At 73.3% G+C, this 23,484-nt stretch carries 18 protein-coding genes; 7 read left to right on the top strand and 11 right to left on the bottom strand.

The genetic code is table 11. The annotated features are described in order from the left end of the window. Nucleotides 1-11: 11 nt before the first annotated feature. Nucleotides 12-2,237 carry a methylmalonyl-CoA mutase gene (scpA, locus tag CP984_RS06275; RefSeq protein ID WP_003983700.1) on the bottom strand — a complete coding sequence of 742 codons (2,226 nt, stop codon included), beginning with the start codon at nt 2,235-2,237 and terminating at the stop codon, nt 12-14. Further along, a complete protein-coding gene (locus CP984_RS06270; protein WP_003983699.1) occupies nt 2,237-4,129 on the bottom strand; it encodes a methylmalonyl-CoA mutase family protein in 1,893 nt (630 codons plus the stop codon). Before CP984_RS06270 ends, scpA begins: the two co-directional genes overlap by 1 nt. A gap of 242 nt (nt 4,130-4,371) precedes the next feature. Here CP984_RS06270 and CP984_RS06265 point away from each other — a divergent pair, with 242 nt between their 5' ends. The 5 genes from CP984_RS06265 to serC all read left to right on the top strand — a co-directional run bounded on the left by CP984_RS06265 (nt 4,372) and on the right by serC (nt 10,655). Then, nucleotides 4,372-5,628, top strand: a complete 1,257-nt coding sequence (locus CP984_RS06265; RefSeq protein ID WP_003983698.1) for a DUF4185 domain-containing protein — start codon at nt 4,372-4,374, stop codon at nt 5,626-5,628. 464 nt (nt 5,629-6,092) lie between these two features. Beyond that, entirely contained in the window at nt 6,093-7,256 is a 1,164-nt protein-coding gene (locus CP984_RS06260) for an amidohydrolase family protein (protein ID WP_003983697.1), read from the top strand. Further along, nucleotides 7,256-7,945, top strand: coding sequence for an O-methyltransferase (locus CP984_RS06255; protein ID WP_003983696.1), 690 nt, complete (start codon nt 7,256-7,258; stop codon nt 7,943-7,945). Before CP984_RS06260 ends, CP984_RS06255 begins: the two co-directional genes overlap by 1 nt. Before the next feature lie 39 nt (nt 7,946-7,984). Then, entirely contained in the window at nt 7,985-9,370 is a 1,386-nt protein-coding gene (locus CP984_RS42600) for a glutamate-cysteine ligase family protein (RefSeq protein WP_003983695.1), read from the top strand. A gap of 121 nt (nt 9,371-9,491) precedes the next feature. Further along, nucleotides 9,492-10,655, top strand: a complete 1,164-nt coding sequence (serC, locus tag CP984_RS06245) for a 3-phosphoserine/phosphohydroxythreonine transaminase (RefSeq protein ID WP_003983694.1) — start codon at nt 9,492-9,494, stop codon at nt 10,653-10,655. 50 nt (nt 10,656-10,705) lie between these two features. Here serC and CP984_RS06240 read toward each other — a convergent pair whose 3' ends face one another. Both CP984_RS06240 and CP984_RS06235 read right to left on the bottom strand, forming a co-directional pair. Continuing rightward, the gene (locus CP984_RS06240; RefSeq protein ID WP_003983693.1) at nt 10,706-11,500 is read right to left on the bottom strand and encodes a methyltransferase domain-containing protein; all 795 of its coding nucleotides are present in this window, start codon (nt 11,498-11,500) and stop codon (nt 10,706-10,708) included. Further along, nucleotides 11,497-13,014 (bottom strand): class-II fumarase/aspartase family protein, encoded by a 1,518-nt coding sequence (locus tag CP984_RS06235; RefSeq protein WP_078575376.1) that lies wholly within the window; start codon nt 13,012-13,014, stop codon nt 11,497-11,499. The genes CP984_RS06240 and CP984_RS06235 overlap by 4 nt, the downstream gene beginning before the upstream one ends. Nucleotides 13,015-13,301: 287 nt before the next feature. Between CP984_RS06235 and CP984_RS06230 the strand changes: the two genes are divergently transcribed. Then, a complete protein-coding gene (locus CP984_RS06230; RefSeq protein WP_003983691.1) occupies nt 13,302-15,056 on the top strand; it encodes an SMI1/KNR4 family protein in 1,755 nt (584 codons plus the stop codon). Nucleotides 15,057-15,087: 31 nt separating this feature from the next. Here the strand turns inward: CP984_RS06230 and CP984_RS06225 are convergent, their stop codons facing one another. From CP984_RS06225 to CP984_RS06200, 6 genes are all read right to left on the bottom strand, one after another. Next, the gene (locus CP984_RS06225; protein ID WP_003983690.1) at nt 15,088-15,486 is read right to left on the bottom strand and encodes a VOC family protein; all 399 of its coding nucleotides are present in this window, start codon (nt 15,484-15,486) and stop codon (nt 15,088-15,090) included. 88 nt (nt 15,487-15,574) lie between these two features. Then, nucleotides 15,575-17,275 (bottom strand): CocE/NonD family hydrolase, encoded by a 1,701-nt coding sequence (locus tag CP984_RS06220; protein WP_003983689.1) that lies wholly within the window; start codon nt 17,273-17,275, stop codon nt 15,575-15,577. Nucleotides 17,276-17,429: 154 nt separating this feature from the next. Beyond that, nucleotides 17,430-19,007 carry a GMC family oxidoreductase gene (locus CP984_RS06215; protein ID WP_003983688.1) on the bottom strand — a complete coding sequence of 526 codons (1,578 nt, stop codon included), beginning with the start codon at nt 19,005-19,007 and terminating at the stop codon, nt 17,430-17,432. An 81-nt stretch (nt 19,008-19,088) separates the two neighbouring features. Next, on the bottom strand, nt 19,089-19,676 hold the full coding sequence (locus CP984_RS06210) for a GerMN domain-containing protein (RefSeq protein ID WP_043976790.1): 588 nt from the start codon (nt 19,674-19,676) through the stop codon (nt 19,089-19,091). A gap of 2 nt (nt 19,677-19,678) precedes the next feature. Further along, nucleotides 19,679-21,337, bottom strand: coding sequence for a sensor histidine kinase (locus CP984_RS06205; protein ID WP_003983686.1), 1,659 nt, complete (start codon nt 21,335-21,337; stop codon nt 19,679-19,681). Then, nucleotides 21,334-22,041, bottom strand: coding sequence for a response regulator transcription factor (locus CP984_RS06200; RefSeq protein ID WP_003983685.1), 708 nt, complete (start codon nt 22,039-22,041; stop codon nt 21,334-21,336). The genes CP984_RS06205 and CP984_RS06200 overlap by 4 nt, the downstream gene beginning before the upstream one ends. A 189-nt stretch (nt 22,042-22,230) precedes the next feature. On the opposite strand from CP984_RS06200, the gene CP984_RS06195 reads away from it, so the two are divergent. Beyond that, entirely contained in the window at nt 22,231-22,986 is a 756-nt protein-coding gene (locus CP984_RS06195; RefSeq protein WP_003983684.1) for a polysaccharide deacetylase family protein, read from the top strand. Nucleotides 22,987-23,040: 54 nt separating this feature from the next. On the opposite strand, the gene ssgD is transcribed toward CP984_RS06195, so the two are convergent. Next, on the bottom strand, nt 23,041-23,454 hold the full coding sequence (gene ssgD, locus CP984_RS06190; RefSeq protein ID WP_003983683.1) for a spore wall synthesis regulator SsgD: 414 nt from the start codon (nt 23,452-23,454) through the stop codon (nt 23,041-23,043). Between the last annotated feature and the right edge of the window lie 30 nt (nt 23,455-23,484).

The following is a 23,484-nucleotide window of genomic DNA, read 5'->3' as shown; positions in this document are numbered from 1 at the left end:
GGCGCAGTGGCTCACAGGTCGTGGCCGAGGACCCCGGCGAGGTCCTTGACCAGGTCGTACGCGGCATCGGGGATGACCGTACCGGGCGGGAAGACGGCCGCGGCGCCCGCCTCGTGGAGCGCCGGGATGTCGCCCGGCGGGATCACCCCGCCCACCACGATCATGATGTCCTCCCGGTCCTGCGCCGCCAGCTCCTCGCGCAGCGCGGGCACCAGCGTCAGATGCCCGGCGGCCAGCGAGGAGACGCCGACGATGTGCACGTCCGCCTCCACCGCCTGCCGGGCGACCTCCGCCGGCGTCTGGAACAGCGGGCCGACGTCCACGTCGAAGCCCAGGTCGGCGAAGGCCGTCGCGATCACCTTCTGGCCGCGGTCGTGGCCGTCCTGACCCATCTTGGCGACCAGGATGCGCGGCCGGCGCCCCTCGGCCCGTTCGAACTCGGCCACCAGGTCCCGGGTCCGGTCCACGCCGGAGGACGGGCCCGCTTCGTCTCGGTACACACCGGAGATCGTACGGATCTGCCCGGAGTGGCGCCCGTAGACCTTCTCCAGTGCGTCGGAGATCTCACCGACCGTCGCCATCGCGCGGGCCGCGTCCACGGCCAGCGCCAGCAGATTGCCCTCCAGGCCCTGGCCCGGACCGGCGTCGGCGGCGGCGGTCAGCGCGCGCAGCGCGTCCTGGCAGGCCGCCTCGTCGCGCTCCGCGCGCAGCCGCCGCAGCTTGTCGATCTGCTGGGCGCGTACGGCGGAGTTGTCGACCTTCAGCACGTCGATCTGCTCGTCGGTGTCCACCCGGTACTTGTTGACGCCGATCAGCGCCTGCCGCCCCGAGTCGATCCGCGCCTGCGTACGGGCCGCGGCCTCCTCCACCCGCAGCTTCGGGATGCCCGCGTCGATGGCCTTGGCCATGCCGCCGGCCGCCTCCACCTCCTCGATGTGCTGCCAGGCCCGGTGCGCCAGGTCGTGGGTCAGCTTCTCGACGTACGCGCTGCCGCCCCACGGGTCGATGACCCGGCAGGTGCCCGACTCCTGCTGGAGGAAGAGCTGCGTGTTGCGGGCGATACGGGCGGAGAAGTCGGTGGGCAGCGCGAGGGCCTCGTCCAGCGCGTTGGTGTGCAGCGACTGGGTGTGGCCCTGCGTCGCGGCCATTGCCTCCACGCACGTGCGCGTCACGTTGTTGAACACGTCCTGCGCGGTCAGCGACCAGCCGGAGGTCTGCGAATGGGTGCGCAGGGACAGGGACTTGGGGTTCTTCGGGTCGAAGCGCCGGACCAGCTTGGCCCACAGCAGCCGGGCGGCCCGCAGCTTGGCGATCTCCATGAAGAAGTTCATGCCGATCGCCCAGAAGAACGAGAGCCGCGGCGCGAAGGCGTCCACGTCCATCCCCGCGTCGATGCCCGCCTTCAGGTACTCCACGCCGTCCGCGAGGGTGTACGCCAGCTCCAGGTCGGCCGTCGCACCCGCTTCCTGGATGTGGTAGCCGGAGATGGAGATGGAGTTGTAGCGCGGCATCTTCTGCGAGGTGTACGCGAAGATGTCGGAGATGATCCGCATCGAGGGGCGCGGCGGATAGATGTAGGTGTTGCGGACCATGAACTCCTTGAGGATGTCGTTCTGGATGGTCCCGGCCAGCTTCTCGGGCGGTACGCCCTGCTCCTCGGCGGCCACGATGTACAGCGCGAGGACGGGCAGCACCGCGCCGTTCATCGTCATCGACACGGTCATTCTGTCCAGCGGGATGCCGGAGAAGAGCTGCCGCATGTCGTAGATCGAGTCGATCGCCACGCCCGCCATGCCGACGTCGCCGGTCACCCGCGGGTGGTCACTGTCGTAGCCGCGGTGGGTCGGCAGGTCGAAGGCGACGGACAGGCCCTTCTGGCCGGCCGCCAGGTTGCGCCGGTAGAAGGCGTTGGACTCCTCGGCGGTGGAGAAGCCCGCGTACTGCCGGATGGTCCAGGGCTGGTTGACGTACATGGTCGGGTACGGGCCGCGCAGGTACGGCGTGATGCCCGGGTACGTGCGCAGGAAGTCCAGCCCGGCCAGGTCCTCGCCGGTGTACAGCGGCTTGACCTCGATGCCCTCGGGCGTCTCCCACACCAGGTCGTCGACGCCCTTGCCGGTGGCCTCCTGGACGGCGGCCGCCCACTGCGCCGCGTCGCCCTCCGGGGCCTGCGGCCCGCCCAGCTCGACCGTGCTGAAGTCCGGGATGGCGCCCGCCTGCTCCGTCGCGCGCTTCATCACGCCACCTCCATGACATCCAGGGCCGAGGTCAGCACCTCGACCGCGTCGCAGCCCGCGAACACGAACGCGTCCACTCCGGCTCGTACATATGCTTCCCGCTGCTCGCCCGGTTTCCCGGCCAGCAGCACCTGACGCGCGCCCGCGGCCTTGAGGGCCGCCGCGACCTCGGCCGCCTGCTCGGCGTACAGCGCGTCGCTCGAACACAGACAGGCGATGCCCGCGCCGCCGGCCCGGAACGCCTCCGCCGCCGACTCCGCGTCCACCGACACCGGATCGTGCACCGGCTCGATGCCGCCCGCCTGGAGGAGGTTCGAGGCGAAGGTGGCGCGCGCGGTGTGCACGGCGGCCGGGCCGAGCGCCGCGAGGAACGCCTTCGGGCGGCTGCCGGTGGCCGCCAGGTGCGCGTCCGAGCGGGCGCGCAGCGCCTCGTACGCCTCGTCCCGGCGCACCCGCGGCAGCCCGCCGCCGGCCGGTACGGGCGCGGGCTCGCGCTCGACCGGCGCCTCGGCCAGGAACGGGAACTCGCTGACGCCGGTGACCGGTTCACGGCGGTGCGCCAGGGCCTCGGACCGCTTGCGCCAGGTCGAGGCCAGCCGCTCGCCGACCATCCCGGAGCCGAGCGCCGCGGCCTGCCCGCCCGCGGCCTCGATCTCCTGGAACCAGCCCCATGCGGCGTGGGCCAGCTCGTCGGTCAGCCGCTCCACGTACCAGGAGCCGCCCGCCGGGTCGATCACCTTCGACAGGTGCGACTCCTCCAGCAGGATCGACTGGGTGTTGCGGGCGATACGGCGGGCGAACGCGTCCGGCAGCCCGAGCGCCGCGTCGAACGGCAGGACGGTGACGGCGTCAGCGCCGCCCAGGCCCGCCGAGAGGCCCGCCACGGTGGTGCGCAGCATGTTCACCCACGGGTCCCGACGGGTCATCATGACCGTCGAGGTCACGGCGTGCTGGCGCTGCGCGCGAGCCGCGGGGGAGGCGCCGCACACCTCGGCGACCCGCGACCACAGCCGCCGGGCGGCCCGCAGCTTGGCGATGGTCAGGAACTGGTCGGCGGTGGCCGCGTACCGGAACTCCAGCTGTGCGCAGGCGGCGTCCACGCCCAGACCCGCCGCGGTCAGCTCCCGCAGGTAGGCCACGCCGGTGGCCAGCGAGCAGCCCAGCTCCTCGGCGGTCGAGCCGCCCGCCTCGTGGTACGGCAGCGCGTCCACGGCCAGCGCGCGCGTGCGGGGCGCCTCGTCGGCGCACCGCCGGGCCAGCCCGGCCGCCGCCTCCAGATGCCCGGCCAGGTCGTCCGCGCGGCCGGTACGGGCCAGTACGCCCAGCGGGTCGGCGCCCAGGGTGCCCGCGGTCTCTGAGCGGGCCACGCCCTTGTCGTCGCAGAGCCGGAACCACGCGTCGGCCGCCTCTGCGAAGTCCGCGCCCGCGTCCAGGGCGACGGCCGCGAGGTCCAGGTAGACCCCGTCCAGCGCGGTGGCCAGCTCCGCCACCGGCACGCCGCCGTCACCGACGGCCAGCCACAGCGACGTGACGCCGTTCTCCAGGTCGGCGAGGACCGCCTCGTTGGCGCGCCGCGGATCGGTGTCCGCGTGCCGCTGCCGTACGTCCCAGCCCGCGACGGTGCTGCCGGTGGCGCGGCCGGCCCGTACGAACGGCGGGAAGCCGGGGCGGCCGGTGGCGTCGGCGGCTTCGGGCGCGTCCTCGGCGGTGTACAGCGGACGGACCTGGATGCCGTCCTCAAGGGCGGTGGCCAGCGCGTCTTCGGCGGCGGTACCGGTCGCCTCCGCGGCGCCCGACTTGCGCAGGACGCCTTCGACCAGGCGCTGCCACTGCTCGCGGTCCGCGTCCGGGAACGCGGCGGCCAGAGGAAGTTCGGGGGACTGGGCGGTCATGGCAGCAGGCTAGGCGAACGGTCGTTAGCCGCAGCAGGGCCACGGGCTGTGACCTTGCCCTCGTTGACCTGGGATTGCTCCGTTGGGAAGCTCTACGATCGCCCTTCCGGCGGTGTTGCTACCCGCCAGTAGACATCCGCGGTGGCGGTTCGCCGCATTCTTGGCAGGTCGGGATGGTTCGCGGCCCTCGCCGGGGCGGGTTCTGTACGGTGGGCGGCGCGCCATGGTGACGAGGGAGGGACATGCGCGTGCCGGTGAGGCGGACCGTCGTCGTGGCGGCGGTGCTCGCCCTGATCGCCGGCGTCGCGCTGCTCCTCGCACTCCCCGAGCGACCGGGCCCGGCGTGCACCGCGCGCAAGGTGGCCTCCTGGTCGGCCGCATCCCGCTTCACCCAGGAGTTCATCCGTTACGGCAACGACAACACCCGGGTGGACGACTGGACCGCGGGCGACGGCACCCACTCCGTCCGGCTGCCCGACGGCCGCACCCTGTGGATCTTCTCCGACACCTTCACCGACCGCGTCCAGCCGCCGCCCAACCCCTTCGGACAACCGCACCACTGGCGTTCCTCCGACACCGGCCGCACCCCGGCACTGATCCACAATTCCCTCGTCGTCATGGACCGTTCGGGCCGCCTGGAACGCACCCTGACCGGCGCCGGGGGCTCGGGCCCGTTCTTCCCCGACCTGCCGGACGGCTGGCGCTGGCCGGTGCAGGCGCACGTGGAACCCCGTACACCCGGTTCACCCGAACAGGTCGTCCGGGTCCTGCTGTGGAACCGCGCGCCGGGCCAGAACCCGTGGATCTTCGGCATCCCCCGCACGACCGAGGTCGCCACGCTCTCCCTGCCCGACCTGCGACTGGAAGGCATCACGCCGGTCGTCGACCAGACCTCCGTACCCGACCCCGCGCGCCGCGTCCTCTACGGCACCGCATCCGTACAGGACGGCGCGTGGACGTACGTCTACGGCGGCGACGACGGGCCGTCGCGCCCCACCTCCAACGCCTATCTGGCACGGGTGCCCACCGGCCGGCTCGGGCAGGCCGGGGCCTGGCAGTACTGGGACGGGCGGGACTGGCAGTCGCACCCCGGCCGGGCCGCCCCCGTGATACGCGCGGCCAAGGGGCGCGGCGTGGGCAGCTCCTTCACCGTCGTACGGGACGGCACCACCTGGGTGCTGCTCTCCATGGACACGCCCGGGGAGCCCGGCAACGCCCTGTCGTCCATCACCACCTACTGGTCGTGCTCGGCCCAGGGCCCCTGGCACGGCCCGAGCGGACGCATCACCCCGCCCCGCCCGGCCGACCCCACCGGGCAGCACCGCGTCGCCGCCTACAACCCGCAGGTCCACCCGGAGTTCAGCACCCCCGGCCACCTCCTGCTCAGCTACGACATCAACTGGCTCGGCCCGCCGGGCACCCCCTCCGACGCCCAGGTCAACGGCGATGTCGGGCTCTACCGGCCGCGGTTCCTGCGGCTGCGGCTGGGAGCCGGGTGAGCGGTGCGCGCCGGGCCCGTGTGACCGTCACCGCCAGTATCGCGGGCCGGGTCTCCTGCCGGTCGGAGTGTGCGTGCCGGCCGGCCGAGGCCGGGGAGCTCCGCGGTCGGCGGACGAGTGCCCCGGTGGTGGCCGTCTCGCCCGGTGCCGTAGGACACAGGGAGCGGAGCGGTACGTGCACCCCGCCGGTTCACGGCAGGCGTCCGACACGGACGGGGCCGGTGGATACGGGAGTGATGACGGAGGCCGCGCGCCGCCTTATTGGTCGGGTGGCCCCTCTTCCCCCTTTCTCCGGAGGGCGGGAACAATGGTCCCGCGTGTCGCAAGAGGGGATGGACCCGTACCCGAGCGCGTGAGCGGTGACCGGCCCGGCGCCGGCGTCCGGACCGGCGCCTGTGCGCGGGTCCTCGGGCCGTGCGCGCCGACCGACATACCCTTCCCGGGTTTTCCTGAAGGAGTGGTGCATGGTCGCTCATCGTGACTACCCCGTCATCGACGCGGACAGCCACATCGTGCTGCCCGACTCCGACGACTGGTGGCGGGGGAGACTGCCCGAGAAGTACGCCGCCTGGATGCCCTCCTACCAGGACGGCCGGCTGACCGCCGAGGGCCGGGTCATCGAACAGCCCTCGTCCACCTTCCACGGCCGGCCCACCCAGGCCGCCTGGTTCGGCAGCACCCAGGGCGCCACGTACACCCCCGGCAGCTGGAAGTCCGACGACCCGGCCGCCGTGGACGTGCTCGGAGCGCTGCGGCGCGGCGGCCTGGACCCCAAGGACCGGCTCGCCGCCATGGACCGGGAGGGCATCAGCCGCGCCTACATCTTCCCGTCCAAGGTGCTCGGCCTGCTCCCGGCCCTGCGCAGCTCCGCCTTCGCGTACGAGGTCGCCAAGGCGTACAACGACTGGGCCCTGGCCTACTGCGCCGCGGACCGCGAGCGGCTGTTCCCGGTCGCCGCGCTGCCGCAGCACGACCTCGTGCTGGCCGTGGACGAGGCGCGCCGGGCCCTGGAGCAGGGCGTGCGCACCGTCATCCTGCGGCCCAACACCGTGGCCGGGAGCAACGTCGACGACCCGGTCTACGACCTGCTGTGGGAGTTCTGTCAGGAACACGGCGTGGCGGTGTGCTTCCACGAGGGGTTCGGGGTCGCGCGCATCCCCCGTATCGGGACCGAACGCACCCACGACACCATGCAGGGGCACCTCGTCAGCCACACCTTCGAGCACATGACGGCGGTCATGCTCCTCATCACCGGCGGTGTCCTGGAGCGCTTCCCCGGAGTGCGGTTCGCCTTCATGGAGAGCGGGGCGGGCTGGGCCCCGTTCTGGCTGAACCGGATGGACGACCACGCCGAGCAGTTCGCCAAGGACCGGCCGCCGCTCCCCGAGCGGCCCAGCACCTACTTCAAGCGACAGTGCTACCTGGGGGTGGAGCCGGAGGACCCGCTGCTGCCCGTGCTCATCGACCAGGGGCTGGCCCGGAACCTGCTGTTCGCCAGCGACTTCCCGCACTTTGACGCGAAGTTCCCGGGCGCGGTCACCGCTCTGGCCGACCGGAAGGACATCGACGAGACGGCCAAGCGGCAACTGCTGTGCGACAACGCCCGCCGTTTCTTCGGGATCGACTGATGCGGCGGCTCCTGCCGGAGCCGGACCCCCGGTTCACGGCTGTCCTGACCGAGCTGGAGGAACGATCCCTCAAGGAGCAGCGGGAACTTGAGGCGCTGCGCGCGCAGGGCGGTACCGCCCTGCGCGAACGTGCCGGATCGTTCATGCTCGACGTCGGCCCGGACGTCGGCCAGTTTCTGAACTCCCTGGTCCGGGCGATGGCCGCGCGCACGGTCGTGGAGGTCGGCGGTTCGGTGGGCTACTCCACGCTCTGGCTCGCCGAGGCGGTACGGGCCACCGGCGGCCGTCTGCACTCCATCGAGGTCGATCCCGGGAAGCAGGCCGAGCAGCGGGAGAACGTGACAAGGGCGGGGCTCGCCGACGTCGTCGAACTGACCGCGCTGGAGGCGCCCGCCTTCGTCCCCACTCTGGCCGGACCGGTCGACCTCGTCCTTCTGGACCACTGGAAGGAGCTGTACGTCCGGGACTTCGACGCCTGCTGGCCGGCGCTGCGGCCGGGCGGCCTGGTGGTGGCCGACAACATCCTGGTACCGAAGAAGAACGCCGAGGTCATCGCCGCGTACCGGCGGCACGTCGGCGGTGTGCCGGACGCGCAGAGCCAGGTGCTGGACATCAACGACGGGGTGGAGTTCACCGTAAAGCGTGAAGTGCGGCCAGGCGTTCGGCGGGGGCCCGGTTCCGGGCCCTAGCGTGCCAGCAACGCCCCCTTCCGACGGAGAGCTTGGACAATGAAGATCGGCATCGAGTCAGAACTGCCCGTGGTCGACCGCCGGGGGGCTGCGGCCGGCCGCCCGGCCGTACAAGCCGTTTTCGAACGGCTGGCCACCCGGCCGGACTTCACCCCCTACCGCGACGCCACCACCGGCGCATTGGTGGGCGTCCGGTCGGCGCGCGACCACGGGACCCTGGACGTGGGCAACGACTACGGCTTCTGCACGGTCGAGACGGCCCTGCCGCCCGAAGAGGGGTTCGCCGCCGCAAAGACCGCCTGGCATCGCACGCTCGACGACGTGGTGTTCCCGGCCCTGGCGGCCGGGGAACTGTCCGCCCTCGCCCACGGCTGCCAGCCACTGACCGAAACCCTCGGCGGCCCGTACCTGGCAGACAAGGCACACTACGGCCTGTGGCTGGCACAGGCCGAGCGGTTCCCGGGCCACTACGCCAGTGACGCCTGGCCCGGCTTCGCCGCCGTCCAGTTCAACGTCGACGTCCCGCTGCCGCAGGTGATCGACGCCTGCAACACGCTCATCAAGATGACGCCGCTGATCTTCGCGTGGGGCGCCAACTCAGCGGTGTTCGGCGGCCGGGTGCAGCCCTGGTACTCCTTGCGCCTGCGCGGCTACACGGAACTGTCCGACTCCAATCCGTTCTTCGCCCACCGCCTGCACTATCCGCGCCGCCTGTACGGCAGCCTGGCGGACTACATGCGTGAGGCGTGGGCGCTGCCGATCTTCGAGGTCACGCGGAACGGCACCCTCCACACCCCGCTGGTACCCGAGTTGACGACGTGGCAGTTCGCCGAGGCGGGCCACGCCGAGTTCGTCGACCCGGACGGCACCAAGCGCACCCTGCACTGCACCATCGCCGACCTGGCGTCCGGCCTGGTCTTCTGCTGGCCGGCGGTACGGGTACGGATGCGCCTGGACGAGGCGTGCAGCGTGGCGGAGGCGTTGGAGGCGGTGACGGCAGGCCGGGGCGAGGCGGTGCTCCGGGACGGCGGACGCGGCACCTTCGTCGAGATCCGCCACCTGCCCACGATGAACCGCGAGGAGACCTTCGCGTGGCTGGCCATGCTGCTGGGCTGGCTGGGCGACATCGAAGGCTGCCGCGACCTGTTCGGCGGCTGGTCCCTCCAGGACGCCCGCACCGCCGCCGCCGAGGTCCAGACCCGTGGCTGGGCGGCCGAGGCAGCCGGGACGCCGCTGACGGAGTGGGGCCGGCGCGCCCTGGACCTGGCGGCCAGGTCGCTGCACCGGGAGCCGGTGGCGCCCGCCGAGGAGCTGGAACCGCTGGCCCGGCGCCTGCGGGACCGGACGAGCCCGGCGACGGACGCCGTCGCGCAGGTCCGCGCCGAGGGTGTCGAGGCGTTCGTCGAGGGGCTGCGGATGTGCTGAGGGGCTGACGGGCCCGACGGCCGCACGGCTGACGGCGGGCGCCCGGCACGGTGGAGGGGACGCCGTACGGGCGCCCGCGCCGTGCGCGAGGACGTACGGACGACCGGGAGGAGACACCGGGATGGACCGGCGGCAGGCGGAAGCGGATCGGTGGCGCACGGAGGGCAACCGGCGGGGGGTGTCCGGCACGCCTGAGCTCCGGGGTGCGTACAACTTCTCCGCGGGACCCGCGACGCTGCCCCGGCCGGTGGCCCGGCGGGTGCGCGAGGAGCTCGCGGCGCATGCGGGCGACGGCGCCTCGATCATCGAGATCAGCCACAAGCACCCCCGGTTCAGGGGCGTGCTCGACACCGCCGTGGCGCTGTACCGGGAGGTGACCGGGCTCCCGGAGGAGCACCATGTGCTGTTCGTGCACGGCGGTGCCCGGATGCAGTGCGCCGCCGTGCCGCTCAACCTCATCGGCCGGTCCCCGACCCGCACGGCAGGATACGTCGTGACGGGCCTGTTCGCCCAGCAGGCGCAGCGCGAGGGCGCTCGCTACGGCACCGCCGCGATCGTCGCCGGCAGCCGGGACACCGGCTTCGACCGGATACCCGAGGTGACCGCGCGGCACTGTCCGCCGGACGCCGCCTTCCTCCACCTCACCAGCAACAACACGGTCTACGGCACTCGCTGGAACGATTTCCCGCGCGACTGCCCCGCCCCGCTGGTGGCCGATGCCACCAGCGACATCCTCTCGCGACGACTGGACCACGGCCGGTTCGGCATCGTCTACGCCGGGTTCCAGAAGAACCTGGGCCCCTCCAGCATGGCCCTGGTGACCGTCCGCGACGACCTGCTCGGCCACGCGCTGCCCGAAACCCCGCGGCTGCTGGACTACTCCGTCTACGCGGCCTCCGGGTCCCTCGACAACACCCCGAACACCTTCGCCGTCTTCGTCCTCTCCCTGACGCTGGAGTGGATACGCGACCAGGGCGGCCTCGCCGCGGTCGAACGGACGAATCTGGCGAAGGCGCGGCTGCTGTACGAGGAACTGGACCGCACGGCGTTCTACCGCCCCACCGCCCACCCGGACCATCGCTCCGTCACCAACATCGTCTTCCGGCTTGCCGACGAGTCGCTGACCGGGGAATTCCTCGCCCGCGCGCAGGCGGAAGGATTCCTCGGCCTGGCCGGGCACCGCCTGGTGGGCGGGGTACGGGCGTCCGTTTACAACGGGATGCCCCAGGAGGGCGTACAGGCGCTGGCGGACTTCCTCCGGGAGTTCGCGCGCGAGCGGGGGTGAGGCGGGCCGCCGGTCCGTCCCGCCCTGTCTCCCGCCCCGACCGGACCGGCTCAGCCGCCGGGCTTGACCACGGTGAACGCGTACCGGCCGAGGCTGAAGAAGTAGTTCCCCGCCACGTCCAGCTCGTGCAGCTCCCGGGCCCAGGCCCTGGTCACCTCCGGGTCCGCGCCGGGATGGCCGGCGAGGAACGCCTCGATGAAGCCCACCTGCCAGTAACTGTAGGTGTCGCGATCGCACCGCCGGTTGAGGAAGGTCAGCGTGGTCAGGCTCTCCTCGGTGAACCCGGCCTCCCGGAGCAGCGGGCCGAGCCGCCGGGGCAGCCGGGGGTCGGCCACATGGTCCTCCCACAGTTCGAGGATCCGCCGCATCCGGGGCCGGTCGGCGGAGTGCCACACCAGCGAATCCCAGTCCGTGTCGAGCACCACGGCGCGGCCTCCCGGGCGCAGTACCCGGTACAGCTCGGCCAGGGCCCGTTCGATGTCGCCGACGTACTCGTACACCTGAGAGGAGACGGCGGCGTTGAATGAGGCGTCCGGGAAGGGGATCTCCTCGCAGCGCCCCGCCACCAGGTTCACCCGCGCACCGGCCGACGCGCACCGCGCCCGGGCCAGCTTCAGCATCGACGCGCTGACGTCGATGCCGCACACCCCGCCGTCCGGGCCGACCGGGGCCACCAGCTCCGAGACCAGATAGCCGGGGCCGCAGCCGACATCCAGCACCCGCTCGCCGCGGGACACGGCGAGCTGACGGAGCAGGTGCTGCCGCTGTCCGCGCATCTCGGGGGTGTGCGCCTCGATGTCGGCCTCGCAGGCCCGCTCACCTTCGAAACGCAGCACAGCGGTCATGAGGGCACCCCCTCCTCCGCGCGGGCCGGCCGGACCCGGGCGCGCTCCACCGCCCGGTCGGTCAGGGCACCTGCCTCGCCCACATAGCGGGACGGGTCGAGCAGATCGTCCAGCGCGGCGGCGGATAACCGGGAGGTGATCTCCTGGCACTCGCGCACGCAGGCGCGCAGCGGACGGCCATCGCTCTGTGCCCGCTGGCTCACCTCGTAGACGAGGGTGTGCGCGCTCTGCTTGCCGATGGTTTCGCCGAGGGCCAGCATCAGCGCCTCGGTGCACAGGAACTCCGCCACCGACGCGGCGTTCGCCGCCATCCGCTCGCGGTGCACCCGCAGCCCGGCGAGAACCTCGTTCAGGATGGCCAGCGCCGCCAGCGTGTAGTGCGACACGTCGGCGACCGCGACCCACTCCATCCGCAGGCCCCGCGCGTCGCGCTCATGCTCCTGCACCATGCTCTCGACGCCGAGCGCGGCGGCGGACCGGGCGAGCCGGGCGAGCAGCACGACCTGCTCGGAGCGCTCGGGATTGCGCTTGTGCGGCATGGTGCTGCTGCCCACCCGCCCGTGCTCCCAGCCCTCGGACAGCTCACCGACCTCGGCGCGCGAGAGCACCCGGACCTCCTCGGCGATCCGGCCGAGCGTCGCCGCGACCAGCGCCAGCGTGGTGCCGAACTCGGCCACCCGGTCCCGCGCGACGTGCCAGCCCACGACCGGAACGCCGAGCCCCAGACGGGCGGCGAAGTCGGCGAGCAGTTCCTGCCCGCGCCCCTGGAAGCCGGCCATGGTGCCGACACCGCCGTGCAACTGGGCCACCAGGGCCCGCTCGCGCAGCTGGCCCAGCCGTTCTCCATGCCGCATCAGTTCGTCGAGCCAGCTCGCCACCTTGAGACCGAAGGTGATCGGCAGCGCGGGCTGGCCGTGGGTGCGGCCCACCATCATGGTGTCGCGGTGCATCCCGGCCAGTGCGACCAGGCGTGCCGTCATGGTGGCCAGTTCCCGGTCCGCCTCGTCCAGCACGTCCCGCATCTCCAGGGACTGCGCGGTGTCCTGGATGTCCTGCGTGGTGGCCCCCAGGTGCACCACTTCCCCCGAGCCCGCCTCGCACACCGCCTCAAGACCGCGCAGCAGCGGCACGAGGGAATGGCCCGTACGGCGGAACTCGGGCGCCAGGGAGGCGACATCGATCCGGCCCGGCTCACAGGCCCGCGCCACCCGCGCCGCCGTCCCGGGCGGCACCATGCCGAGCTGCTCCTGACTGGCCGTCAGCGCGGCCTCCACTTCCAGCCACCGTCGCAGCCGACATCGGTCACAGAAGATCCGGCGGCTGGCGGCCGTGGCATACCCCTGCCCGTGGAACAGCGAATCCAGTACGTGCCCCCGCTCATGGCCGCACTCCACCGCCGCGCGGCCGCCGTCGTCCTCCAAGGCCGGCGGCGGGTGAGCGGGTCCGGCGGGGCCGTGGGGGAGGCTGCCCCTGTAGGGGGCGGGGGCCTGCTGGGGCCTGCGAGAAGTATCCATGAATCCTCGCGCTCCATGAGTTGCTTCTAGGTCACTTCGGTCAACCCGGCGGAACTCGCCTCATGGCACCACATAGGGGAGCCGAGGCCAACCCTGTGCGCGGGGGTTGCCCGGAACGACCGCCGGCCCACGCCGGAGACGGGGCGCTACAGGGCAGTGCGCCGTTACGGTGATCTGGTCGCGGCCGTGCCTCACACGCACGCGGAGTGGCCGGCGAACTCCGGCCATGGCCACCTGGCGTTGACCGGCACAGCCCGTTGTCAGTGCCGGGTGCGACGATCGCACGCATGACGGAGACAGCGGGCTCAGACCACGACTGGCAGGCTTTCCTCACGCGGTGGAGCGGGGAGTGGGCGGACTCCGGCGGGCCCGATGACATGGGCGACGCGGACGGCGTGGAGGCCGAGTGCGCCCGTTGGCTGGGCTTCGCGCCCGCGGCGCCCGAGCGCATCGCCGCCCTCGAAGAGCGCCTGGGGCACCGGCTGCCGCCCTCGTACCGCACGTTCCTGGAGGTCACCGACGGCTGGCGGCACGCGGGCGGATTCGTGTGGTTGCTGGCGGGCACGGCGGAAGCCCGTTGGCACGAGGACGACGCGGGGCTCGCCGAGATCTTCCAGGAGAACCTGACCGAGGACGCGACGCGTCAGGAGATCCTGGAGGCCACGGTCTGGACCCGGGCCCTCGAACTGGCCGTGGAATCCGATGCGGTGGACGTCATGCTGGACCCGGAGGACGTGGACGAGCACGGCGAATGGGCGGTGTACACCTGGGCTCCGTGGCGGGCCAGCCCTCCTCACCGGTACGCGTCCTTCTGGGAGTTCATGCAGGACGCCTACCGGGAATTCCACCAGTTGCGGGCGGACCGGCCGGACTTCGTGAACGCCACGACGCGGGAGTGGGACCGGCGGGTGGAAGAGGCCCGGCGGGACGCGCTGCGGGGCGCGTACGAGCGGGCTGAGGCGGTGCTCGCCGAGGCGCAGGAGTTCGGCAGGCCCCGGGCCGGGGCGCTGCGGAACCAGATCACCTGGCTGCTCGGAGACCGGTACCGCCGTGACCCCGGCGGACCGGTCGGGGAATTGGACAACGCCCCCGGACCGTTCGGCGACGCCGTGCGGCGGGCCCGGGAGCAGGCCCGCTGGGGCGATACGGACGCGGCCTGGCGGACGCTGCTCGCCGCGCTGCCCGCATGGCAGCCGCTGGAGCCCGACCACCTCGCACCGGTCGCTCTCGCCGCCGATCCGCTGCTCGGCCCCGTGCTCACGCCGGAGCGGTGCCGGACGCTGCTGGCCACGCCCCGGGGCGAGGAGGCGACCGGGGCCGTCGCGGCAGCGGTCGACGTGGACCCGGGAGGGCTCGCGTGGCTCGCGGAGGCGGACGGCGGGCACCGGGAGTACCGCTTTGTGCTCGTGGAGGGCGCGGAGCCCGCGGCGCTGCCCGCCCTCGTCGGCGCCGAGGAGGGCGCGACGCTGGAAGAGCCGATGACACGGTGGGACGCGCGCCGGGCCCTGAATCCGGGCGGGGTGTCCTCCTCGTACGACGACAAGGCGGTGGCCGGGGTCGGCCGGGCCGGGGACGGCTGGAGCTTCGCGTTCGACGGCGATCCGCAGCCGTTCGACGAGACGCGGTTCGTCTCCCCGGCCGTCGCCGCGTCCCGGCACGGCCGTGCCGGGGTGGTCTGGGCCGCGCCCGACAGATTCGACCGGGGAGCGCTGTTCCACCTGTCCGTCGCGGAGCACGGCACCCAGCGGTATGCGTTCACGGTCTTCGGTGAGCGGTGCGAGCGTTCAGGGGAGATACCGGAAGCACTGCTGCCGGAGCGTCTCTTCCCCGAGGTGCGCGACGGCGGCCGGTACATGGAACGGCGCGGCGAGGCCGGCGCCCTGGCCGCCATCGCCGCGACGTTCGGTGTCACGCTGCCCCGCCTGGCCCTCGACCACGGACGGCTGCACTCCTTCACCACCCGCTCCTGGACCCGCCCGCCGGGCCCGGGCGAGGGGTACGCGGTCATCACCGTGGGCCCGCGTCGGCCGGACGCCGACTGAACGGCGGCGCACGGAGCGTGCGGTGCGGGCTTCAGTCGGTCTTCGGGCCCGACTGGAGCGAGCAGCGCAGCGAGAAGGGGTGCCCGGCCGGGTCGGAGTAGACCCGTACCTCGCGGGGGCCGGTGTCGTCCTTGGTGTCCAGCGGGCGCGCGCCGAGGCTGACCGCCTTGCGCTCCGCCTCGTCCATGTCCGCCTCGTCCACCAGCAGGTCCAGATGGGCCTGGAGCGAGCTGTCGGGGCGCGGCCAGGTCGGCGGCGTCATGTTCAGATCGCGGCGGAAGGACATCTGGGTGCCGTTGGCGACGACCTCCACCCGGTCGGGCAGGTGCTCGGTGCGGATCTCGCCCTCCAGGAAGTCGGCGTAGAAGTCCGCCAGCTTCTCCGGGTCGGCGCAGTCGAGCACGATGACGGCCGCTTTGACCAGTCCCATGGCATCTCCTCGGCCCCGAGGGCCCTCGGCGGAGCACCGTCGCCGGTGCCGTCCGCGCGGCGCGCGGACGGGACGACGAGTACCGCGCTCAGGCCGGTTCACTCCCGCCGGGCGGGCCCGGCGCGGTCATCAGCGGCAGGACGACCGCGGAGGCGCGGCCCGGCTCGTGGAAGACCTCGAACCGTATCGGGCGGCAGGCGACGGCGGTGGCGACCGGCGCACCGGTCCCGTGGTGGCGCGCGTACCGGGGGAACGCGCCGCCCGCCACCTGCACCCGCAGGCTGTGCCCGCGCAGGAACCGGTAGCCCGTCGGGTGCATCTCCACCCGGGCCCTCACCACGCCGTCGGCATCCGCGGGCGGCGCGCCGGGGCGCAGGCGCAGTATCCCGTCGGTGACGTTGCGGGAGACCCCGGCCCGGTCCACGTCACAGAGCCGTACGAACACATCGCCGTGCCCGGAGTCCGTACGGACGTGCACCTCGGCCGACACCGGGCCGATCAGGTCCAGGTCCCGGGGGAGCGGCCGGCCGGTGAAGACCAGCACGTCGGGCCGCTGTTCGACGGCCGTGTTGTCCTGCTGCCGGACCTCGCCCGGCAGCAGCAGCGGGCCGCCGGTCGACGGGGTCGGGTCGGCGCCGTGGTACGTGAAGCGGTCGGGCGTGCTGTCCGGCGGCTCCGGCCAGTCGAGCCCGCCGGACGGCTGGAGGCGCAGCGGCGTCGGTACGGACTGCGGTGGCGGCCACCGGTCGAAGTCGAGCCAGCGGCCCGCCCGTTGGAGGTAGAGGCGGACCGGGGACTGGTGCAGCTGCGTCACATCGCCGGCCAGCTGCGCGCTCAGCCACGACACATGGTCGGTGAGGGTGGCCTTGAGCGCGCTGCGGTCGTGGGCCCACGGCCCGATCGTGATCCGCGAGCGGTGCCCGGCGGCGGTCAGCGCCGCGAAGTCCCGCAGCTGCCACGGCAGGAAGATGTCCCACCAGCCGGTGACCATGCTGGTCGGCGTCGCCATGTCCAGCGCCGCCGCACTGTGGTCGATGGGCGCCCAGTAGGTGTCGTCCGGCTCCGCGTGCGCGCTGACCTCGCGCAGGAAGCGCTCCGGACGCCCGATCGCGGCCAGGTCGGATTCGCCGACGGGCAGCGTCCGCATCGCGCGCTGCACCCGCCGGTCGTGCAGCGGGTTGGGCAGCAGCCCGCCGAGCGGCGCCTCCTCCTGGGTGCCCGTGGCGGAGGACCACACCAGCATGTTGTGCAGCGCCAGCACCCCGCCGGGGTAGAAGGCCGCGGGGAAGGCGGAGGTGGTGATGCCCAGGCACATCGCCTCCAGCGGCGGGTCCAGGTACGGGCCGATCGCCCACTCGGTGTGCCCGAGGTAGCTGGCGCCCGCGGTGGCCAGCCGGCCGTCGCACCACGCCCGCTCGCGCAGCCACGCCGCGGTGGCCAGCCCGTCCTCCTTCTCGTGCACGAAGGCGTGGAACTCGCCGCCGGAGCCGAAGACGCCCCGCACGTTCTGCGCCACGACCTGGAAGCCGCGCCGGGCCAGCACGCCCGCGAACAGTTTGATGTCCGGCTTGTGCTTGCCGTACGGGGTGCGCAGCAGCACCACCGGCAGTGGCCCGGCGCCGCGCGGCCGGTAGCGGTCGGCGAGCAGCACGGTGCCGTCCCGCATGGGGACACGCAGATCACGGACGCACTCGACGTCGAAGGTGACCGGCTCGGGCATGTCCAGGTAGCGGTCCACGAGGCGGCCGAACCCCCGCCGGGTTCGTTCGCGCAGCACGGATTGCGTCATCGGGCCCTCCGTCGTCCGTTCCGTCTTCCCTCCGGAAACCGTTACGTGTGGTACGCGGGCGTCACTCCCTGTGCCGTCCCGGGTGTGCCCCCGGGTGGTCCAGTGTCCGGCTTTCCGGAAGATCGCGCATGTACCCGCCGGGCGGCGGCGCGCGTCAGGCGCGCAGCAGGTCGGCGGCCCGCTCGGCGATCATCACGGTGGGGGCGTGGGTGTGCCCGCGGGTGATGGCCGGCATGACCGAGGCGTCCGCGACGCGCAGGCCGGTGACGCCGCGTACCCGCAGGCGGGGGTCGGTGACGGTGTCGTCGCCGGTGCCCATCCGGCAGGTGCCCACCGGGTGGTAGAGGGTTTCGGCGAGGGCGCGGACGGTCTCCCCGGCCGTCTTGTCGTCCTGTTCGCCCGGCCATGGCTGCAGCGGCTTCGTGACGTGCGGGGCGAGCGCCTTCGTCCCGTACAGCCGCTCGGCGAAGCGGACCCCGGCCAGCAGCCGCCGCAGGTCCGCGTCGGACGTGAGGTAGCCCGGGTCGATGCGGGGCGGCGCGTCCGGGCCGTCGCCCAGGGTGATCCGGCCGCGGCTCTCCGGCCGCAGCAGGATCACGCCGATGGTGACGCCGTGCTCGGCCGGCGGCTCCAGGCCGTGGTTGACGAACGGGACCGGCGCGAAGATCAGCTCCAGGTCCGGTGCGGGCAGGTCCCCGGCGCTGCGCAGGAAGGCGACGGCCTCGCCGATGTTGGAGGTGAGCGGGCCGCGGCGGGACAGCAGGTAGCGCGCGATGTTCGCGGGGGTGTCGGCGCCGGTGAGGGTGCGGGGGAGTGCGGTGCGCATCAGGACCGGTACGGACAGGTGGTCCTGGAGGTGGCGGCCCACCGCGGGCAGTTCGGCCACCGGCGCGATACCGGCCTCCGCCAGCTGGTCGGCGTCGCCCACACCGGAGCGCAGCAGCAGCTGCGGGGAGCCGATCGCGCCCGCGCACAGGACGACCTCGCGGTGGGCCCGCAGCCGCCCGCCGGGCAGCTCGACGCCGTACGCCCGGCCGTCCTCGAAGAGCACCCGGCGGACCTCCTGGCCCGTGACCACCCGCAGGTTCGCGCGGCGCAGCGCCGGGCGCAGATAACCGTCGGCGGCGCTCCACCGGCGTCCGCGCCGCTGGTTGAGCGGGGTGGGCGCGCAGCCGCTGTGGTCGGGACCGTTCAGCTCCGCCAGCCGCGGCAGTCCGGCTTCCGCGCACGCGTCGAGGAAGGCGCCGGTCAGCGGGTGGACGTCGCGCGCCGGGGAGATCCACAGCGGCCCCGTCGTGCCGTGCACCCGGCCGCCGGGCGGTCCGGCCCAGCGCTCCGCGCGCCGGAAGTAGCGGGCCACCCCGTCCCAGGACCACTCCTCGCCGGCCGTTTCGGCCCAGCCGTCGTAGTCGGCGCGGTGGCCGCGCACCCACATCATCGCGTTGAGCGAGGAGGAGCCGCCCAGGGTGCGGCCGCGCGGCCAGTACAGCTCGCGTCCGTGCAGGCCCGCCTGGGGCGTGGTGGTGAAGTTCCAGTCGTAGGGCGTCCGGAAGAGCTTGGGGAAGGCCGCCGGGACGCGGACCTCCTGTCTGCGGTCCGGGCCGCCCGCCTCCACCAGCGCGACGCGCACCGACGGGTCCTCGGACAGCCGGGCCGCGAGCACACAGCCCGCGGAGCCGGCGCCGACGATGACGTAGTCGTACCCCTGGTCGTACGCCCCTGTACCGGCCATCCGCGCCCGCCTCCCGATGTCCCCGGCCCGCCAACGCCCCCGTGTCCGCGGGTGATCGTAGGGGAAACGGGCGGGGCGGCGTCAGCCCGCCGGGGTGGCGGAGGGCGACGGGCCGGCCTGGATGAGCGGGAAGGCGTTGGTGCCGCCGCACACCATCGGGCCGACCTTGACGTTGTCACCGACCAGGGTCACCCGGACTTCCGCGGGGTGCCGGCTGCCGGGCACCGAGGCGTTGGCGGCGGTGCACACCAGCTGGCTCACCGAGGGGGTGTCGAGGCGCTTGGCGTTCATGGGCAGGCGGAGGGTGACCTCGTCGTTGCGTACGTCCGCGGTGATCCGGCCCGGCAGCACCGGCAGGACGTTGGTGAGCCCGCGCTGCCGTTCGGCCTCGTTGGGGCCCTCCAGCAGCAGCCGGATCGCCTCCTCAGGGCCGACCGCCGCCTTCGCGGGGCGGCTGGCGGCGCGCAGGCCGGCCGGGCCGAGGAAGTACAGCTGCACGTCGGGCACCGGCTTGCCGGGCGCCTTGACGCCGTACGCCGGTTCGCCCGCGTCGATCACGCCGGTGGGCGCGATGCCGCAGCCGGTGAGGGTGCTCGCCGCCAGTCCGCCCAGCGCGCCGGCCAGCAGTCCGGCCAGCGCGATCCGCCGGGCGCGTGCGGAGTTCGTCATGTTCACGTCTGGTCCGCCTTCCCGGCCGGCGCGGCCGGCCCTCGTCCGCGCGGCCCGTCCGCCGGGGCCTTCGCCAGGCGGGTGCCGCCGTCGTCCGCGCCGCTCTCCGTACGCTCCGCGGCGTCCACCGGTTCCCCGGCCGCCTCGGAGGCTTCGGGCGGCTCCGTACCGCCGCCCGCGCCCTGCTCGGGCATCGGCAGTTCCACGGTGAACACCGCACCGCCCTCAGGGCAGTTGGCGGCCTCGATGGTCCCGCCGTGCAGCCGTACGTTCTCCATGGCGATGGCCAGGCCCAGCCCGCTGCCCTCGGAACGGGCGCGCGCGGAGTCCGCCTTGTAGAAGCGGTCGAAGACGTGCGGAAGCACCTCGGGGTCGATGCCGGGGCCGCTGTCCACGATCCGGATCACCAGCCGCCCGTCGCCCGGTTCCGGCGCCCGCAGCAGCACCCGTACCGGCTCCCCGCCGTGGTGCAGCGCGTTGCCGACCAGGTTGGCCACCACGACGTCCAGCCGCCGCGGGTCCAGCCGCGCCCGTACGCCGTCCGGCAGTTCGGTACCCACCCGGTCCTGCCAGGCGCGGGCCTGGAGCGTCTTGCGGATCGTCTCGGCGACGTCCACCTCGTCCAGGTGCAGCGCCGCGGCCCCGGCGTCGAAGCGGGAGACCTCCATCAGGTCCTCCACCATCCGCGCCAGCTTGCCGGTCTCCTGGCTGATCAGGCGGACCGCGGAGGCGGTGTCCGGGTCGAGCGCGTCGGCGTCCTCGTCGAGCACGTCGGTGACGGCGCTCATCGCCGCCAGCGGCGTGCGCAGCTCGTGCGAGACATCGGCCGCGAAGCGCCGGGCGTTGGCCTCCATGCGCCGCAGGTCCGCGACGCTCTCCTCCAGCTTGGCGGCCATGTCGTTGAACGTCCTCGACAGGTCGGCCAGCTCGTCGGAGCCCTTGACCTCCAGCCGGGTCTCCAGCTTGCCCTCGGCGATCCGCCCGGCGGCCTGCCGCAGCCCGCGCACCGGCCGCAGCACCCCGCGGGCCGCCAGCAGGGCCGGGACCACGGCCAGCGCGAGCACCGGCAGGGCGCCGTTCTGCGCCGCGCTCACCAGCGCCTCGACGTTGGCCTCCTCGGCGCGGAGCGGGAGCTGGGCGTAGACGGACAGCGGGGACGCCTTGCGGTTGCCTTCCTGCGACTGGAGCACCGGCATGCCGATCAGCAGCCACGGATCGCCGTTGCGGTCCGCCACCCGCTGGAACGCGGTCACATGCCGCTTCTCGACCGACTCCCGCAGTTCCTCGGGGACATCGACCGGGCGGCGCCAGCTGCGCACGTGGTCGGCGACGCCTTCGTACCGTACGTCGACGTCCCAGTCCCGGGCCCGGCCGGAGCGGTCCAGCTGCCGGGCGAACTCCTCCAGGTCCTCCCGGGTGGGCGGCACCGCGAGGTCCGGTGCGAGCGAATTGACCTGACCCCTGAGGTCCTGGATCGCGGTGTCCTGGGAGCGCTGGAGGATGGCGGTGCGGGCCTCGCGGTAGGTCAGCGCCGCGGTGGTCAGCGCGCTGACCGCGGCGACCAGCAGGAACGCGACGACGAGCCGGGCACGCAGGCCGCGCGGCAGCGAACGCGGCAGCAGCGTGCGCCGGGTGCCGCCCGCCGGCCGGGGGCGCTTCACAGGGGGCCGAAGCGGTAGCCGAAGCCGCGCACGGTCTGGACGTACCGGGGGCTGCGCGGGGTGTCCTCGATCTTGTTGCGCAGCCGCATCACACACGCGTCCACCAGGCGCGCGTCGCCGTGGTAGCTGTGCTCCCACACATGCTCCAGCAGCTGCTGGCGGCTGAAGACCTGTCCGGGCGTCGCGGACAGGAACAGCAGGAGCTTCATCTCCGAGGGGGCCAGCGGCAGGTCGGCGCCGCCCTTGGTGACGACCAGCCCGGCGCGGTCCACGGCCAGTTCTCCGTAGGTCTCCACGGGGGCGGGGCCGGGCTCGGCGGGACCGGCGGTGCCGTCGGCGGGCAGCGCGGTGCGCCGCAGCACCGCGCGGATACGGGCCTCCAGCACTTCGCCGCGGGCCGGCTTGACGATGTAGTCGTCGGCGCCGGCCTCCAGCCCGAGTACCACGTCCAGGTCGTCGCCGCGGGCGGTGAGCATGATGATCGGCAGCTGGCGGTCGGCGCGGATGCGCCGGCAGACCTCGAAGCCGTCCTTGCCCGGGAGCATCAGGTCCAGCAGCACGATGTCGGGGCGGAAGGCGGGGAGCAGGTCGAGGCCGTCCTCGCCGCTGGCCGCGGCCGTCACCTCGTGGCCGCGGCGGCGGAGCGCGAGGCTCACGCCGTCGCGCACCGCGGCGTCGTCCTCGATGAGAAGTACTCGGGGCATGGGACCAGTATCAATAAGTTTCATGATGGATCGGTAACAGGCGGATCCAGCCCTTACTTCTTCGCATCTGTCGTAATGCAAGGCAGTAAGCGCGCGAGCGCACCGCAGGGGGAATCGTACGGCGCCGACGGTGGCGCCCGTACACATGTCCGCGGTGGCCCGCGCACGGCAGTAGGGACGGGATACGCAATGGCACGGCACGTCAGGCGGAGCGGGATCATCGGGGGAGCCGCGGTGGCGGCGGCGTCGCTGGGTGTGGCGGGCTATCTGACCTTCGGGCAGTCCGGCGCCACCTCCGAGGCGCACGCCGAGCCCACCCAGCAGGCGCGGGCGGCGGCCCCGGTCGACCCCAGCATCGTGCACGCCTCCGACCGGCCCGGAAAGAGCCTGAACATCACCATCGACGACGGCCCCGACCCGGTCTGGACCCCGAAGGTGCTGTCCGTGCTGAAGCAGCACGACGTCAAGGCCACCTTCTGCATGATCGGTCCGTCGGCGAAGGCACATCCGGACCTCGTGAAGCAGGTGGCGGCGGCCGGGCACAAGCTGTGCGACCACACCATGAGCCACAACACCGGCATGGACCACCGGCCGGAGAGCTACCAGTCGCAGCAGATAGTCCCGGCGCAGCAGATGATCGAGCAGGCGGCGGGCGGCCCGAAGGTGGAGTACTACCGGGCGCCGGGCGGCGCGTTCACCCCGTACAGCAGGAAGGTGGCCGCGGAGCGGGGCATGCGGCCGCTGGGCTGGAACGTGGACAGCAAGGACTTCGAGCGGCCGGGCACCGACGCGATCGTGCGCACGGTGAAGCGGGAGCTGCGCAACGGCCCGACCGTCCTCTTCCACGACGGCGGCGGCGACCGCAGCCAGACGGTCGGGGCGCTCAAGCGGCTGCTGCCGTGGATGAAGCAGCAGGGGTACGGGTTCGGGTTCCCGCAGCGCTGAAGCGGACGGCGAAGCGGTGCCGGGCCCCCGGGAAGCCGGGGCCCGGCACCGCTTTCACGCGTCGCCGAGCAGTTCCGCCAGGCCGCTGTCCACGTCCATGTGCTTCTGCTCGTGGCCCGCGGGCACGGACCGGTACGTACGGTCCAGGAAGCGGCGCAGATCGTCGGTGCGGACCTGGACCATCGCGACGCCGTCCTCGACGTGGAACTCCAGCACTGTGCGCTCCGGGCCCAGCGGCCGCACCCGTACGTCACCGGTGCCGGCCGGGGCCCGCAGCCCCTCGGCGAGCAGTTCGCGCGCGAAGGCCCAGTCGACCTCGGCGCCGTCCAGGGAGATCTCCGGCGGGAAGGAGATCCGCACCGCGAGCGGATCGGCCCGGTGATAGTGGAGGACCGCGGGCACCGTGTGCGAGCCGGGGGCGGTCGCGATGAGACGTACCTGGACGGCTTGGTCGATGACACTGGGCACCGCGGCTGCTCCCTTACGGCTGTCGGAACG

Origin of the sequence: Streptomyces rimosus (genome assembly GCF_008704655.1) — a bacterium.
GTDB classification, from domain to species: domain Bacteria; phylum Actinomycetota; class Actinomycetes; order Streptomycetales; family Streptomycetaceae; genus Streptomyces; species Streptomyces rimosus.
This window is presented reverse-complemented; position numbering and strand designations above follow the sequence as displayed.

Excerpts from the sequence above, each read along its gene's own strand:
- CP984_RS06200 (WP_003983685.1), bottom strand. The coding sequence starts at position 22,041 with ATGCCCCGAGTACTTCTCATCGAGGACGACGCCGCGGTGCGCGACGGC.
- CP984_RS06220 (WP_003983689.1), bottom strand. The coding sequence starts at position 17,275 with ATGACGCAATCCGTGCTGCGCGAACGAACCCGGCGGGGGTTCGGCCGC.
- CP984_RS06265 (WP_003983698.1), top strand. The coding sequence starts at position 4,372 with ATGCGCGTGCCGGTGAGGCGGACCGTCGTCGTGGCGGCGGTGCTCGCC.
- CP984_RS06230 (WP_003983691.1), top strand. The coding sequence starts at position 13,302 with ATGACGGAGACAGCGGGCTCAGACCACGACTGGCAGGCTTTCCTCACG.
- CP984_RS06240 (WP_003983693.1), bottom strand. The coding sequence starts at position 11,500 with ATGACCGCTGTGCTGCGTTTCGAAGGTGAGCGGGCCTGCGAGGCCGAC.
- CP984_RS06270 (WP_003983699.1), bottom strand. The coding sequence starts at position 4,129 with ATGACCGCCCAGTCCCCCGAACTTCCTCTGGCCGCCGCGTTCCCGGAC.
- CP984_RS06235 (WP_078575376.1), bottom strand. The coding sequence starts at position 13,014 with ATGGATACTTCTCGCAGGCCCCAGCAGGCCCCCGCCCCCTACAGGGGC.
- CP984_RS06195 (WP_003983684.1), top strand. The coding sequence starts at position 22,231 with ATGGCACGGCACGTCAGGCGGAGCGGGATCATCGGGGGAGCCGCGGTG.
- CP984_RS06255 (WP_003983696.1), top strand. The coding sequence starts at position 7,256 with ATGCGGCGGCTCCTGCCGGAGCCGGACCCCCGGTTCACGGCTGTCCTG.
- CP984_RS06260 (WP_003983697.1), top strand. The coding sequence starts at position 6,093 with ATGGTCGCTCATCGTGACTACCCCGTCATCGACGCGGACAGCCACATC.
- CP984_RS06215 (WP_003983688.1), bottom strand. The coding sequence starts at position 19,007 with ATGGCCGGTACAGGGGCGTACGACCAGGGGTACGACTACGTCATCGTC.
- CP984_RS06210 (WP_043976790.1), bottom strand. The coding sequence starts at position 19,676 with ATGACGAACTCCGCACGCGCCCGGCGGATCGCGCTGGCCGGACTGCTG.
- CP984_RS06225 (WP_003983690.1), bottom strand. The coding sequence starts at position 15,486 with ATGGGACTGGTCAAAGCGGCCGTCATCGTGCTCGACTGCGCCGACCCG.
- CP984_RS42600 (WP_003983695.1), top strand. The coding sequence starts at position 7,985 with ATGAAGATCGGCATCGAGTCAGAACTGCCCGTGGTCGACCGCCGGGGG.
- serC (WP_003983694.1), top strand. The coding sequence starts at position 9,492 with ATGGACCGGCGGCAGGCGGAAGCGGATCGGTGGCGCACGGAGGGCAAC.
- scpA (WP_003983700.1), bottom strand. The coding sequence starts at position 2,237 with ATGAAGCGCGCGACGGAGCAGGCGGGCGCCATCCCGGACTTCAGCACG.